Origin of the sequence: Donghicola sp., from assembly GCF_025210255.1 — a bacterium.
Classification (GTDB): Bacteria; Pseudomonadota; Alphaproteobacteria; order Rhodobacterales; family Rhodobacteraceae; genus Donghicola; species Donghicola eburneus.
This window is the reverse complement of the sequence record NZ_JAOARZ010000022.1, coordinates 279,334-293,023: the sequence shown is the minus strand read 5'-3', so window position 1 is coordinate 293,023 and position 13,690 is coordinate 279,334. Positions and strand designations below refer to the sequence as shown.

The 13,690-nt window shown below is 59.5% G+C and carries 14 protein-coding genes; 4 read left to right on the top strand and 10 right to left on the bottom strand.

Features of this window, described 5'->3' with window-relative positions; translation table 11 throughout:
* Window positions 1-2 precede the first annotated feature (2 nt).
* From N4A58_RS08700 to pyrH, 9 genes are all read right to left on the bottom strand, one after another.
* A complete protein-coding gene (locus tag N4A58_RS08700; protein ID WP_293708948.1) occupies window positions 3-584 on the bottom strand; it encodes an OmpH family outer membrane protein in 582 nt (193 codons plus the stop codon).
* Window positions 584-2,908 (bottom strand): outer membrane protein assembly factor BamA, encoded by a 2,325-nt coding sequence (bamA, locus tag N4A58_RS08695; RefSeq protein WP_293708947.1) that lies wholly within the window; start codon window positions 2,906-2,908, stop codon window positions 584-586. The genes N4A58_RS08700 and bamA overlap by 1 nt, the downstream gene beginning before the upstream one ends.
* 101 nt (window positions 2,909-3,009) lie before the next feature.
* Window positions 3,010-3,141, bottom strand: coding sequence for a hypothetical protein (locus N4A58_RS08690; RefSeq protein WP_276326922.1), 132 nt, complete (start codon window positions 3,139-3,141; stop codon window positions 3,010-3,012).
* 68 nt (window positions 3,142-3,209) lie between these two features.
* Window positions 3,210-4,541, bottom strand: coding sequence for an RIP metalloprotease RseP (rseP, locus tag N4A58_RS08685; protein WP_293708946.1), 1,332 nt, complete (start codon window positions 4,539-4,541; stop codon window positions 3,210-3,212).
* Window positions 4,542-4,550: 9 nt separating this feature from the next.
* Window positions 4,551-5,720, bottom strand: a complete 1,170-nt coding sequence (dxr, locus tag N4A58_RS08680) for a 1-deoxy-D-xylulose-5-phosphate reductoisomerase (RefSeq protein WP_293708945.1) — start codon at window positions 5,718-5,720, stop codon at window positions 4,551-4,553.
* A complete protein-coding gene (locus N4A58_RS08675; RefSeq protein WP_293708944.1) occupies window positions 5,717-6,484 on the bottom strand; it encodes a phosphatidate cytidylyltransferase in 768 nt (255 codons plus the stop codon). The genes dxr and N4A58_RS08675 overlap by 4 nt, the downstream gene beginning before the upstream one ends.
* A complete protein-coding gene (locus tag N4A58_RS08670; RefSeq protein ID WP_293708943.1) occupies window positions 6,481-7,206 on the bottom strand; it encodes an isoprenyl transferase in 726 nt (241 codons plus the stop codon). The genes N4A58_RS08675 and N4A58_RS08670 overlap by 4 nt, the downstream gene beginning before the upstream one ends.
* 23 nt (window positions 7,207-7,229) lie before the next feature.
* Entirely contained in the window at window positions 7,230-7,793 is a 564-nt protein-coding gene (gene frr / locus N4A58_RS08665) for a ribosome recycling factor (protein WP_072706936.1), read from the bottom strand.
* Window positions 7,794-7,880: 87 nt separating this feature from the next.
* A complete protein-coding gene (gene pyrH, locus N4A58_RS08660) occupies window positions 7,881-8,615 on the bottom strand; it encodes a UMP kinase (RefSeq protein ID WP_072706937.1) in 735 nt (244 codons plus the stop codon).
* A gap of 101 nt (window positions 8,616-8,716) precedes the next feature.
* Here pyrH and miaA point away from each other — a divergent pair, with 101 nt between their 5' ends.
* The 3 genes from miaA to N4A58_RS08645 all read left to right on the top strand — a co-directional run bounded on the left by miaA (window position 8,717) and on the right by N4A58_RS08645 (window position 12,340).
* Window positions 8,717-9,610 carry a tRNA (adenosine(37)-N6)-dimethylallyltransferase MiaA gene (miaA, locus tag N4A58_RS08655; protein ID WP_293708942.1) on the top strand — a complete coding sequence of 298 codons (894 nt, stop codon included), beginning with the start codon at window positions 8,717-8,719 and terminating at the stop codon, window positions 9,608-9,610.
* 68 nt (window positions 9,611-9,678) lie between these two features.
* Window positions 9,679-10,530, top strand: coding sequence for an AraC family transcriptional regulator (locus N4A58_RS08650; RefSeq protein ID WP_293708941.1), 852 nt, complete (start codon window positions 9,679-9,681; stop codon window positions 10,528-10,530).
* 127 nt (window positions 10,531-10,657) lie between these two features.
* Window positions 10,658-12,340 carry an ABC transporter substrate-binding protein gene (locus N4A58_RS08645; RefSeq protein WP_293708940.1) on the top strand — a complete coding sequence of 561 codons (1,683 nt, stop codon included), beginning with the start codon at window positions 10,658-10,660 and terminating at the stop codon, window positions 12,338-12,340.
* On the opposite strand, the gene N4A58_RS08640 is transcribed toward N4A58_RS08645, so the two are convergent.
* The gene (locus N4A58_RS08640; protein WP_293709297.1) at window positions 12,324-12,821 is read right to left on the bottom strand and encodes a lytic transglycosylase domain-containing protein; all 498 of its coding nucleotides are present in this window, start codon (window positions 12,819-12,821) and stop codon (window positions 12,324-12,326) included. The genes N4A58_RS08645 and N4A58_RS08640 overlap by 17 nt on opposite strands.
* 258 nt (window positions 12,822-13,079) lie before the next feature.
* On the opposite strand from N4A58_RS08640, the gene ssb reads away from it, so the two are divergent.
* Window positions 13,080-13,595 carry a single-stranded DNA-binding protein gene (ssb, locus tag N4A58_RS08635; RefSeq protein ID WP_072706938.1) on the top strand — a complete coding sequence of 172 codons (516 nt, stop codon included), beginning with the start codon at window positions 13,080-13,082 and terminating at the stop codon, window positions 13,593-13,595.
* The last annotated feature ends 95 nt before the right edge of the window (window positions 13,596-13,690 follow it).

The following is a 13,690-nucleotide window of genomic DNA, read 5'->3' as shown; positions in this document are numbered from 1 at the left end:
CCCTACTCGGACTGGCCGGATTCTGCCGTTTCGCCTGCCCCGATGCGGGCGTTTATTTCAGCAATGGCTTCATCTGTTACATCCGCTTGATCCAACACGATGAAATAGCTGCGGCTGTCTGCAAGCAACGTCGCATTATGGCGCCCCAGAATCTCGACCAAGATCGGGCGGGCGAGTTCCAGAAAACGGTTATTCGCGGTCTCTGTCAGACGGCCAAAGTTGCGGGCTTTGGCGTCCTGTTCACGGCGGATCGCCTGAACCTTCTCGTCAAAGGCATCGGCGCGGGCGCGAAATTCCTCGACCGTTAGGGTGTTGCGCTGCTCGGTCAGCTCGGCTTCTTCGGCGTCAAGCTCCGCCGTCAGTCGATTGTTTTCGCGCGCGATCTCGGTTCGGCGTCGCTCAATTTCTGCCAGAACGCGCTGGCCATACAGGCTCTCGCGGAAGGCCCGATCAAAATCGACAACCAGAACGGCCGAAGGGGCAGCCTGAACCGGCTGCCCCTCCCCGAAATCAAGTGTCTGCGCGGTGGCGGGGGCAACACCGCACAACAAGGCCGTAGCCAGTGCAGCAATCGCCCTGCGCATCAGAATTCAGCCGAAATGGTGAATTCAAAGGTCCGCGGCTTGTCCTGCGCGCGGCGCTCGATCGGCTCCGACCAGTTGAAGCGCAGCGGACCAATCGGCGTATCCCAGAAGATCGACACACCTGCCACTTGGCGCAGGCTGAAGTCTTCGTACCGCACGTCGGCACTGTAGGTCTTATCCAGACCCCAGAGCGAGCCGATGTCATAGAACACACCACCCGAGACGCCGTACTCTTCGGGCAGGCCAATGGGGAATTCCGCCTCGAAACGTGCGACCGCGAAGTTGTTACCGCCAAGTGCAGCATCCTCGGACGCGTCACGCGGACCGATACCGCCGCCTTCGAAACCGCGCATGTAGCGGCTGCCGAGGTAGTAGCGCTGGAACGCGCGGCTGGAGCCTTGGCTAAAGGTCAGGTTCGACGCTTCGAATGTCGCACGCAGTTCGACCTCTTCGTTCAGGACAAAGGCCTGCGCCTGCGCGCGGATGTTGGTTTCGACGTACTGGACATCGTTGCCCGCCATGAAGTCCTGACCGAACGACAGGAACACGCCTGCGTTGGGGTTCAGACCCGTGGTGCGCGTGTCGTAGCTGTAGGTATAGCCTGCGCCACCGGCCTCCAGCGCGTCCTCATCCGCTTCGTTCTGGATGATGACGCTGGCCTCGTCGTCCACGTCATACATCTCGCCATACTCGGCCTTGAGACGGACTTGAAGGCGACCGTTTTCGCTGACGGGGAAAGTCAACGACGGCTCGAAGATACCGATGTTGCTCGAATATTCGGCGAAGTCAGCGGTGTTGTTCGAGTAGCTTAGGTTCAGGCCGAACGCGAGGTCGCGGCCCAAGAACGCAGGTTCGACAAACTGGATGCCAGCCGTCGAGGTGTTGCTCGAGTTACCAAGCGATACGCGCAGCGACTGACCTCGGCCCAGGAAGTTACGCTCGCTGAATGAACCAACCAGACCAACACCATCGGATGTCGAGTAGTTCGCACCAAACGAGATCGACCCTGTAGGCTGCTCAGTCACGTCCACATCAACGATGACCTGATCTGGGCTGCTCCCTTCGCGTGCGTCGACGTCCGCTTCGGAGAAGAAGCCAAGAGCGCGAATACGTTCAGCAGCCTGACGAACTTCACGCGGGTTGAAGGGGTCGCCTTCGACAACGGTGAATTCGCGGCGGATCACGCGGTCCAGAGTGGTGGTGTTGCCTTCGATATCAATCCGCTCGACGAACACGCGCGGACCACGCGACAGAACAAACTCAACATCCAGAGTCAGATCACGGTCGTTGCGGGTGATGCGCGGCTCGATGCGGACGAACTGCAACTGCTGCTGAACGGTCAAACGCTCCAGACGCGCGATCGAGTTTTCGACCAGCGTAGGCGAATAGATGTCGCCGGATTCGATACGCAGCGCCTCTGCAAACAGATCAGGGTCCACGTTCGACAGTTGCGAGGACACGGTTACGTCGCCGACGCGGAACTGCTGCCCTTCTTCGATATTGAAGTTCAGGAACACGCCGTTGCGCTCACGGGTCAACTCGGGCGTCACGCTCAGGACGCGGAAGTCGACGTAGCCGCGCGCCGCGTAAAAATCTGACAGAACCTGACGGTCAAACGCGATACGGTCTTCGATATAGGTGTCGCGGCGGATCAGGCGGCGCAGCAGTCCAGCCTGCTTGGTCTCTAGAACACCGCGCAGGCGGCGATCCGAGTAAGCCTGGTTGCCGACAAAACTGATGCGCTCGATCTCGGACACGTCGCCTTCGAAAACTTCGTAGACCAGATCAATGCGGTTATCGCTGCGGCGAATGATGCGGGGCTGCACGCGCGCGGCCAGACGGCCCTGCTGGCTGTACGCCTCGGCGATGCGGGCCGCATCGCGTTCCACCTGCGAGGGGTTCAGAACGCGGCGTTCCTGCGACTCGATGATTTCCGAGATGGCATCGTCGTCCAGACGACGGTTGCCCTCGAACGAGATGCGGTTGACCGTCGGGTATTCCACGACATTGATCACCAAGGTGTTCCCGCGCGGCTGCACGTCAACGCTTTCGAACAGGCCGCTATCCTCTAGACGGCGGAAACCTGCGTTGACCTCGGCGGCCGAGACCGTCTGGCCCCGCGCGATCCCCATATAGGACAGGATGGTTGCATCCTCGATCCGCTGGTTCCCGTCGATTTCGACCGAATTGAACGCGAAGCTCTGAGCTACAGCGACCGTCGGCGTGGCAACAACACTGGTAAAGGTAGAAAGTACAGCAACGCTGGCCATCAGGCCTGCAGCTTTGGCAAAACCGCCTGCCTTACGGCGAGGAAATTCGGTCATGGCAGTGACCCCGTCAAATCATCTCAATTGGTTGTGTGACTATCGGGATATGGGACGCTTGTCAAAAACCAACCGCAGCATATGGCGTCTTTGTCATCGCTTTAGACTAGATAGCCGCCAATCCCCGCGCCAACGGCCAATCCGGCCAGCACGCCAAGCGGGAACAAAAGACGGTCCCAGTTGATCCCAACAAGGAAAGACAGGCTGCGGTACCCTTGGGTCAATGCAGTCATAGAAAAGCCTCACTCGATACAGTCGCGTGAGACTATCTGTAATTTGTGATTACGTCATAATTTGGGCGTTACGGGCAGAACAGGTCGTTCCCCAGCGCGAAAACCATCAGCGAAAGGATCAAAGCGAGACCGGCTGCCATCAGCACACGCAGGACTTTGTCGCTCGGGGGTTTGCCCGCGACAGCTTCGTAGGCAAAGAACACAAGGTGCCCGCCATCCAGAACCGGCACAGGGAACAGGTTCAGCAGGCCTACAGCCGCTGACAGTGATCCGATAAACCAGATGAAGTTCTGCGCCCCCTGCGATGCCATCGCACCTGACACTTCGGCGATCCCGACAGGACCCGACATGTTACATGTGCTGATCGCTCCGGTGATCATGTGCCACAGCCCAGAGACCGAGCCCTCGATCAGGAACCACAGCTGCGCTGCACCTGCACCGAGCGACTCGGTAAAGCTGACCGACTCGGTTGCCGCATCAAAGAACAGCCCGCCGACGACACCGATCCGCCAGACGGTCTGAAAGCCCCCTTCGGGCAGCGGCTCGTCCACACGCTTGGCGTTCAATGTGATGTCCAGATCCTGCCCATCACGCCACACAGACAGGCTGATCGGAGCGCCTTCGGCGTCTTTGACCACATCTACCAGCTGGCTGAACGCATACACCGGCACGCCGTCCGCGGCGGTGATCACATCGCCCGGGCGTATCCCCGCCTCGTACGCGGCAGAGCGCGGCGCGACTTGGTCCACCAAAGGAAGATAGGGATTCGGACCAAGTGCCGTAACCTCGCGGCCATCGCGCAGCACGACATACTCGAGCGACCCCTCCTTGGGCAGGTCGGCACGAATTGCGGACAGCCCCTCTTCGGGCAGGTCGAGGCCACCAATCGACAGCAGGGTATCGCCCTCTTGCAACGTGACATTGCCCGGTAGGTCTTGGAGTTGGCCGATGGTCAGGGGCTCTTTGGGCTGACCTTCCCACAGGATGACTGCGGCAAAAATCAGGATAGAAAGAATAAAGTTGAACACAGGGCCCGCAGCGACGGTCGCCGCCCGCGCCCACAATGGGGCACCATGCATCGTGTGCCTACGGTCGGCATCGCTCAGGCCATCTATGGCCTCCGCGTCCTTGCCGCTCGCCGCGTCGCTGTCACCCAAGAATTTGACATAGCCGCCAAGGGGAAGCGCGGCGATCTGCCAGCGCGTGCCGTGTTTATCCACACGCGACGCCAACACCGGCCCGAACCCCAGCGAAAAGACTTCAGCTTGGATCCCGCTCCAGCGGCCGACAATATAGTGGCCGTATTCATGGACCGCGACGATGATGATCAGTGCAACAACGAACGATGCGATAGTGTACAGCAGACCACCCAACCCGGGTGCCAAAGCGAGAATATCCAAAACTGCCTCTTACGTTACCAAATCCATGGCGATCTGATCAGCCGCCTTACGGGCCAAATGGTCCAGTTGAGCGACGTTATCAAGAGTAACCGGCAAATGAAGCGTATTCCGACGCGACAATTGATCCAGAGCGCCTGCAACCAGATCAGCCATATCGGTAAAGCGGATGCGACCGGCGATGAAGTGATCCAACGCGCGTTCTTTGGCGCCGTTCAGCACAGCGCCGGACAGACCGCCAGTTTCCATCACCTCGCGCGCGAGTCGCAAAGCAGGGTAGCGGGTGTCATCCGGCGCGCGGAACGTCATGCGGCCAATCGCGGCCAGATCCAACCGTTCAACCGGCAGGTGGGCGCGGTCCGGCCAATTCAGGGCGTAGCCGATGGCATGGCGCATATCAGGGGCGCCCACATGGGCAATGAGCGCGCCATCATTAAAGCCAACCAGAGCGTGGATCAGAGATTCGGGATGGACCAGAACCTCGATCATCTTGGGATCACAGCCGAAAAACTCTTTGGTTTCTATGACTTCCAACGCCTTGTTAAACATCGAGGCCGAGTCAATGGTAATCCTCTGGCCCATGTCCCAGTTCGGGTGGGTCGAAGCTTGGGCGCAGGTCGCGTTGCGCAAATCCTCGATCGGCCAATCGCGGAACGCACCGCCAGAGGCCGTGATAATGATCCGCTCGACCGCTGACATCTCTTCGCCCACCAAACCTTGGAAGATCGCCGAATGTTCGCTGTCCACAGGCAGGATCGTGGCCCCATGCTTACGGGCTGTGTCCAGCAGCAAGGGGCCAGCCGTGACCAGAGATTCCTTGTTGGCGAGCGCAAGGGTCGTGCCCTGCTCCAGCGCCTTTAGCCCCGGAGCCAGTCCCGCAACCCCAACAATCGCGGACATGATCCAATCGGCAGGGCGCGTGGCCGCCTCGACCAAGGCGTCCTGCCCTGCGGCGCATTCAATCCCGCTGCCCTCGAGCGCCGCGCGCAGATCGTCCAGCTTTTCGGGATAGGCCGTGACGACAAGCTCGGGGCGAAACTTCAGAGCGTCACCTGCCAACTGCGCAATATTCGCGCCGCCGGTTAAAACCACGACCTGAAAATCGTCCATACGGCGACCGATCAGATCCAGCGTGCTTTGCCCGATGGACCCTGTCGCGCCAAAAATGCTGATGCGTTTCACAGCGCCCCCACAACGAATAGAGCGATCATGCAGGCGCCAACGAGCCCGTCAAACCGGTCCATAAAGCCGCCATGCCCCGGGATCAGACGCGAGCTGTCCTTGACCCCTGCCCGACGCTTCAGCCAGCTTTCGCCGATATCGCCGAGTTGCGCGGCAAAGGCCATTGCGGCGCTGATCGGGATCAGGATCGGTCCCGCCCCAGTGGTCGCCGCAAAGAGACCCCCGATCACACCAGCAGCCACCCAGCCCCCCACGGTGCCGGACCACGTTTTCTTGGGCGACAGGCGCGGCCAGAACTTCGGTCCGCCAAAGGTTTTGCCAACGAAATATCCCGCAACGTCCGAGGCGATCACCACGAACAGCAGCCAAAACACCCAGACAATGCCCGCATCGGTGCGCAAGGACACCAGAACGAAGCCGGCCAGAATAATTGCACCAGCGGCCACCCCGATCGGGAATGGCTTGCGCACGCCGCCAATCGTTGCGGCGATCATGCCAGCGACCACAGGCAATATCGTGATGTTCGGAAGAACCGGTAGAAACCACGTCAGCACCGCCGCAAGCCCCCCGAGAAATACAGCGACCTTGTGATCACGGGCCTTACCCAGAAGCCGTAGCTCGTAAATCATGCAGCCCACGGCCAAGGCGATCAGGGCTGAGTACCACAGACCGCCGAACCAAACGCAGGCCAGACCCACCACCAACATAACAATGGCAGAGCCCGCGCGCGGGATCAGGTCGGCCCATTTTGCAGCGTTGCTCATACTTTCACACCGCCGTAACGTCGGTCGCGCTTGCAGTAGCCCGCAATGACGTTTGCAAAAACATCGCGCGAAAAGTCGGGCCACATTGTGTCTATAAATTCGTATTCCGCATAGGCGGACTGCCACAACAGGAAGTTCGAGATCCGCGCCTCGCCACTAGTCCGAATGACCAGATCGGGATCGGGTAGAACGTGCGTATCCAGATAGCGGGCCAGCGTTTCGCCATCCACGGTTTCGGGATCGACTTTGCCTGCCGCAACGTCCTGGGCCAAACGCTTGGTCGCGCGCGCAACCTCGTCCCGCCCCCCGTAATTCAGCGCAATAGTCAGATGCACGCGATCATTGTGCTCGGTCAAATGCTCGAGTTCGTCCATCAGCGTCTGAAGCTTTTTATCGAGTCGCACACGATCCCCGATAAAGCGGACTCGCACGCCTTCTTCCTTTAGCGCACGGGCTTCCTTGGTGATGTACCGGCGGAACAGGCTCATGAGGCCTGCGACCTCGACCTGTGTCCGCTTCCAGTTCTCGGTCGAGAAGGCAAAGATCGTCAGATACTTCACACCCAGATCAGGGCAAGCCTCAACTACCTCGCGTACGCGGCGCGCGCCAGCATGGTGGCCGAAAAGCCGCGGCTTGCCACGGCTTTGCGCCCAACGTCCGTTGCCATCCATGATGATGGCAACATGTTCGGGTGCGTTCTTAGCGTTTGAATCGAGCGCCATACGCACCCTCCCTATACTCGTAATCAGACCTGCATAATTTCTTCTTGCTTGGTCTCCAGAGCAGCGTCGACGGCTTTGATGTACTGGTCGGTCAGCTCCTGAACCTCGGTCTCCCAATACTTCACATCATCTTCCGAGATGCTGCTCTTGGCTTTCTTGATCTGATCCATACCGTCGCGGCGCACGTTGCGCACAGCGACACGGGCGTGCTCTGCGTATTGGGCAGCAACACGGGTCAGCTCTTTGCGGCGCTCTTCGTTCAGCTCGGGGATCGGCAGCATGATGATGGTGCCGTTGGTCTGCGGGTTGATGCCCAGACCGCTCTCGCGGATCGCCTTTTCAACGACACCGACCATGCCCTTGTCCCATACGTTGATGGTGACCATGCGTGGCTCGGGGACGTTGACCGTACCCACCTGGTTGATCGGAGTGCGCTGGCCATAAGCCTCGACCATGATGGGCTCCAGCATGGAGCCCGACGCACGACCGGTCCGCAGCGATGCAAATTCGGTACGCAGCGCGCCCATAGCACCTTCCATGCGGCGGGTCAGATCATCGGTGTCCAGTTCAAACTCTTCATCAGCCATATTGTGCTCTTTCCTGATTGGGGCCCGCGAGAGGTGCGATGCCCTGTCTTGGTTGCTGCGGCAGAGGCCCGAGGCCCCTTGCCGTCTTTATCCGTGAACCGAAGTGTAGGTACCCTGCCCCGCCAGAATACCGCGGAAGCCACCGGGCTCGTCCAGCGAGAATACGATAATCGGCAAGTTATTGTCGCGCGCCAGCGCAATCGCGCTTGCGTCCATCACGCCGAGGTGCTGCGCCAGAACCTCGTCATAGGTGACATTGTCATAGCGTTTTGCATCGGCGTGCTTCTTGGGGTCTTTGTCGTAGACGCCATCGACCTTGGTGCCTTTGAAGATCGCCTCGCAGGCCATTTCGTTGGCGCGCAGGGTCGCTGCGGTATCGGTGGTGAAGTACGGGTTGCCTGTGCCAGCGGCAAAGATACAAACGCGTTTCTTTTCCAGGTGACGCACGGCGCGGCGGCGAATATACGGCTCTGCCACTTCGTCCATGCGGATCGCGCTGATCACGCGGGTGAACACACCCAGCTCTTCCAAAGCGGACTGCATGGCCAGTGCGTTCATGATCGTCGCGAGCATGCCCATATAGTCGGCGGTTGTCCGCTCCATGCCTTGGGCAGAGCCGGACAGACCGCGGAAAATGTTCCCCCCCCCGATGACCATGCAAATCTCGACGCCCAGATCGTGTACCGTTTTGACCTCGCGCGCGATGCGCTGGACGGTCGGTGGGTGCAGACCAAAGCCCTGATCACCCATCAGGGCCTCGCCAGAGATCTTGAGAAGAACACGATTAAACTTGGGCTGCAGGCTGTCGGGCGTATTATCCATCGAAGATCCTCGGGCGATGTCTTTCAGTCGGGCGCAAAATGTCGGAAAACGCGCACGGGATCAATGCAGAACCCAAGGTATTATAAATTCGGAGTGCCGACTTGCCCGATGCGCTGAACAGCTTTGATATCTCGACCATCGCCAAGGACGAGCCTGTCTTGATCGCAGGACCAACCGCGAGTGGGAAATCCGCGCTCGCCTTGCGCATCGCAGAGTCTCAGGGCGGTATCATTGTGAACGCGGATGCCCTGCAGGTTTTTGCAGGGTGGCGGGTTTTGACCGCCCGTCCGGATGACGCAGACCTGAGCATTGCGCCGCATCACCTCTACGGACACGTTCCGCTAGAAGCGGATTATTCCGTGGGGCATTGGCTCCGAGAGGTCACGCCGTTCTTGTCGCATGGCCCGCGCCCGATCATCGTCGGAGGCACGGGGCTATATTTCACCGCGCTTACAGAGGGTCTGGCCGAAATTCCTGCCACACCACCAGAAATCCGTGCCGAGGCAGATGCACGGGTCGCCGCCGAAGGGTTCGAAGCCCTGCTGGCAGAGCTCGATTCCCGTAGCGCCAGTCGGCTGGACCAAAATAACCCGATGCGTGTCCAGCGCGCGTGGGAGGTGCTGCGCGCCACAGGTCGGGGCATCGCAGAATGGCAAGATGACACCCCGCCGCCGCTGTTACCGCTCGCAAACTGTAAGGCAATTGCACTTATGCCGGATCGCGACTGGCTGAATCACCGGATCGAAAAGCGCTTTGATCTGATGCTGGAACAGGGTGCATTGGACGAAGCGCGCGACATTGCGCCGATTTGGCGCCCCGAATGGCAGTCGTCCAAGGCCATCGGCGCAAAAGAATTAATCACCTATGTCAACGGCGGTATTCCCTTAGAAACCGCGAGAAATGAAGCCGTTATCGCCACAAGGCAGTATGCAAAGCGTCAGAGAAGCTGGCTCAGAAGCAAGATGTCAAACTGGCTTAGGCTTGATCTAGACTAAAGTTGCCCTTCTACTGGCTGTGTAGGGTGTCTTCCAAACCCTTTTGGAAACTTACAGATCTAGTAAATATGAACCGTGCACTGATTATCAATCCGACCGAAACGGGACAATGGCCCATCCGAGATGGCAACAAGCCTGTCCGGTTCCAGTCCCTGAGCCAATTCTTCTGCGGCCCTGACTGGAAGCGGAACGCGATGCGCGGCTATTCGGACCATTTGCTGATCTGGGTCACGCGTGGCCAAGGTCGCATGATCCTGAGCGGTGTACGCAGCGGATATAACAGTCACAACGCCATTTTCGTGCCTGCAGGCACGATGCTGAAATTCGAATGCGGGTCCCAGTGTTATGGCACCGTCATGCGAATTTCTTCGGCGCTGCACGTCGGGTTACCCCAACATCCCATGCACTTGCGTGTCCGCAACGCGATTGATCAGTGCGAACTGACCGGCCATCTGGAAGTCCTGCAACAGGAACTGGACAGCCGTCGCGCCCGATCAGAACGCGCAGCAATCTGCCTGCTTGGTTTGGTGTCGGTCTGGCTCGAACGCCAGAGCGAAGAGGGCCCCAAATCCGCAGCCGCTCACAACCCCGAAGCTGTGGAAGCCGTGAACGCCTATACCTCGGCGGTCGAAGCCAATTATGCATCCGGCAAGGGCATCGCAGATTATGCCAGCGATCTGGGGCACACACCCGCCGATTTAACACGTTATTGCAAAGAGTTGTGCGACCTTTCGGCTTCTGACATCCTAAATCAGCGCATCCACTACGCGGCCCAAGAGGCTCTGTCCGACGGCAAGGTCAGCTTCCAGCAAGTCGCCGAGGATTTGGGGTTCAGCTCACCTGCATACTTCACGCGCTCGTTCGAGAATGTCACAGGCGAGTCACCAGAACGGTTCCGCGCGCGCACATCCGCCGCCTGATCCTGATCCCGAAACGGGCTTTTTATCACGGAGCGGTTGACCCGCTCCGTTTTTCTGTGCGCAATCAAGATAGCGTATGGCACCCCTGCCCTTCGCCAACAGACGTCCTCCGCTCAAAGAGGTTGAAATGACGCGCAAAACCCTGACCAACGCCCCGCTGCATCCCGCCGTTGCGGGGCTGCGAACCCATATGGATCAGGGAACCCTTAGTCGGCGAGAATTTCTAGCCTATGCGACGTCACTTGGCGTGACGTCAGCCGCGGCCCTGGCTATGGCGGGCCTGCCCACCTCTGCCCCCGCCCAAGAGGCTCCGGTCCTGTCTGCGACCGAGGTTCTGCGCTGCCAGATGCGGGTACTGACCTTTGCCGATCCGCGCCTCTTTGACTGGCCCGAACAGGGGAACGTGGCGCGCGGACTGTGCGAAAATCTGGTGCGCTGGCGAACAGATCACACGTTCGAGCCTTGGCTTCTTCAGGGGTGGGAAGTCAGCGATGATGCCCGCACTTACACGCTAAACCTGCGCAAGGATGTTTCGTGGTCGAACGGCGATCCGTTTATCGCAAGTGATGTCGCTTACAATTTCTCGCGATGGTGCGATAGCTCTGCGGCAGGCAATTCCATGGCGAACCGGATGAGTGCGCTGATGGATGGGACGACAGGACAGCTGGCCGAGTCCGCCCTTGAAATATTGGACGATCACACACTGCGGCTGCATTTGTCGCGCCCCGATGTGGCGCTCATCGCAAGCCTGACAGACTACCCTGCACTGGTGGTTCACCCCACGTTTGATGAGACGGGTGCAGACCTCTTGGCCAATCCGATTGGCACGGGGCCTTACATGATCGACCTGCTGATCGAGGGGCAATCCGCTGTCCTAAGCCGCCGTGAAAGCTGGTGGGGCGGCACCCCAGCCCTCGCGCGGATCGAGTATGTGGATATCGGCACAGACCCCGCCGTCTTTGTCCGTGCCTTTGCCGAGGACCGCATCGACATGGTCCACGAGAGCAGCGCAACCTACATCGAAACGTTTGATGCGATGGACCTATTCCGGTCAGAGGTTGACACCTCGGCCACGCTGGTCTGTCGCGCCAACCGAAATTTTGAGCAGGACGGCGCACGCATTTTTGCCGACCCACGGGTGCGCCGCGCACTGGCCGCGGCGGTCGACAACAACATCGTATTAGAGCTTGGATATGCCAATCACGGCACTGTCGGCGAGAACCATCCCGTCGCGCCGCGTCACCCTGAATATGTAGCCCAACCAGTCCCAAAAAGAGACCCGAAACGCGCCCGTGCCTTGCTGGCCGAGTCGGGTCAGTGGGCGGTGCCCTTTGAATTGGTGACGGTGGATGATGATTGGAATGCCGCTACGGGAGACGCACTCGCGGTGCAAATGCGGGATGCTGATTTAAAAGTCACTCGGCGCCGTTTGCATGGGCAAGCCTTTCGCCGCGCATGGAAAGAGCACGGTTTGTCCTGCACCCAGTGGAATGCGCGGCCCCTCGCAGTGCAAATCCTAAGCCTTGGTTACAAATCAGATTCCGTCTGGAACGAGTCGGGCGTGGCCCTGCCCCAGCTGGATGCCCTGATTGACGAAGCTTCTGGCCTCACGGACATCGAATCGCGGCAGGCGGTGATTGCACAGATCGAAGAGATCATGATTGAGGACGGCACGATTATCCTGCCCTATTGGCGCAGACTCTACCGTCATGTGCGGCGTGGTGTCGGCGGGACCGTGATGCACCAAGCATTGGAGCATCATCATGATCTGTGGTTCCGGACAGAGGTGCCCGTCAGTTCCCCAGAATAGCCTTCACATAGGCGCGGGTTTCTTTGTACGGGGGCACGCCGTTGTGTTTTTTCACGGCCTGTGGACCCGCGTTGTAGGCAGCCAGCGCCAGCTTCCAATCACGGAATTCGGCGTATTGTTCGGCCAGATAGCGCGCGCCACCTTCTAGGTTTTCTGCGGGATCATTCGGATCGACTCCCAACAAGCGCGCTGTGCCCGGCATCAACTGCGCAAGCCCCAGTGCGCCCTTGTGGGATTTGGCACCGGCGTTCCAGCCCGACTCGCGCTGGACAAGACGCGCGAACAAATCCTCGGGGATACCGTGCTTTCGCGCGGCACTCTTGGCCATTGCCAAATAGGGCCCACTATAACGGCCAGCGTATTTAGGCGTCGCCCATTTGGTGGGCGTGACCACCGAAGGCGGCATCAGCTTGACCGACGCCGCGTATTGCGAAGCCGCCCGCCCATCCAGAACAGAAGTTTGCGTGCGAAACGCCGCCATGCGCGCGCGGGAGCCCGCCGTATCCGCATGGGCAAAAGTCGCCAAGGATGTCGTCGTAAATGAAAAAACAAATGCAGTCGTCGCGAAGGTCCGGATCATAGAAAGACGCATGGACAGCCCCTCGTTGGAAAAACTCCGTGGACCTTAGACAAATCTGTGGATTTTTCCAACCCAAACAGGATCGGGCGTTTTAGTGGGACACGGCTTTGTGTAAGCCTGCGCGGGACACGACGGAACAAGGATTCGAAAGGGACCACTATGGCCGGATCGGTAAACAAGGTTATTCTGGTAGGAAATCTGGGACGCGACCCCGAAGTGCGCAGCTTCCAGAACGGCGGCAAAGTGGCCAACCTGCGTATTGCGACCTCGGAAACATGGCGGGACCGCAACTCGGGCGAGCGCCGCGAGCGCACCGAATGGCACACCGTCGCCATTTTTTCGGAACCGCTGGTGAAGCTGGCAGAGCAGTATCTGCGCAAGGGCTCGAAGGTCTATATCGAAGGTCAACTTGAGACCCGGAAATGGCAGGACCAGTCCGGTCAGGACCGCTATTCGACCGAGGTCGTCCTGCGCCCTTACCGCGGTGAGCTGACCATGCTGGACGGCCGCAACGACGGTGGCCAAGGCGGCGGTGGCGGCAGCTACGGCGGTGGTCAGGGTGGCGGCTACGGCGGCGGCTATGATAGCGGCCCGTCGGATAACGGCGGTGGCGGCTACGGCGGCGGCCAAGGTGGCGGCGGCGGCCGTGATCTGGACGACGAAATTCCGTTCTGATTGGAATGTTGGGGGGCCTTCGGGCCCCTTTCTTTTTGCTTTGGTCTCGTGGCGGTTGTGGTGCCGTGAGTATTTGGACAAAGCAGAAAGCAGAA

Bases quoted from the DNA above. Each gene is read 5' to 3' on its own strand.
- N4A58_RS08700 (WP_293708948.1), bottom strand. From the start codon at position 584: ATGCGCAGGGCGATTGCTGCACTGGCTACGGCCTTGTTGTGCGGTGTT.
- frr (WP_072706936.1), bottom strand. From the start codon at position 7,793: ATGGCTGATGAAGAGTTTGAACTGGACACCGATGATCTGACCCGCCGC.
- ssb (WP_072706938.1), top strand. From the start codon at position 13,080: ATGGCCGGATCGGTAAACAAGGTTATTCTGGTAGGAAATCTGGGACGC.
- N4A58_RS08650 (WP_293708941.1), top strand. From the start codon at position 9,679: ATGAACCGTGCACTGATTATCAATCCGACCGAAACGGGACAATGGCCC.
- N4A58_RS08675 (WP_293708944.1), bottom strand. From the start codon at position 6,484: ATGAGCAACGCTGCAAAATGGGCCGACCTGATCCCGCGCGCGGGCTCT.
- N4A58_RS08690 (WP_276326922.1), bottom strand. From the start codon at position 3,141: ATGACTGCATTGACCCAAGGGTACCGCAGCCTGTCTTTCCTTGTTGGG.
- N4A58_RS08645 (WP_293708940.1), top strand. From the start codon at position 10,658: ATGACGCGCAAAACCCTGACCAACGCCCCGCTGCATCCCGCCGTTGCG.
- N4A58_RS08670 (WP_293708943.1), bottom strand. From the start codon at position 7,206: ATGGCGCTCGATTCAAACGCTAAGAACGCACCCGAACATGTTGCCATC.
- pyrH (WP_072706937.1), bottom strand. From the start codon at position 8,615: ATGGATAATACGCCCGACAGCCTGCAGCCCAAGTTTAATCGTGTTCTT.
- N4A58_RS08640 (WP_293709297.1), bottom strand. From the start codon at position 12,821: ATGGCGGCGTTTCGCACGCAAACTTCTGTTCTGGATGGGCGGGCGGCT.
- bamA (WP_293708947.1), bottom strand. From the start codon at position 2,908: ATGACCGAATTTCCTCGCCGTAAGGCAGGCGGTTTTGCCAAAGCTGCA.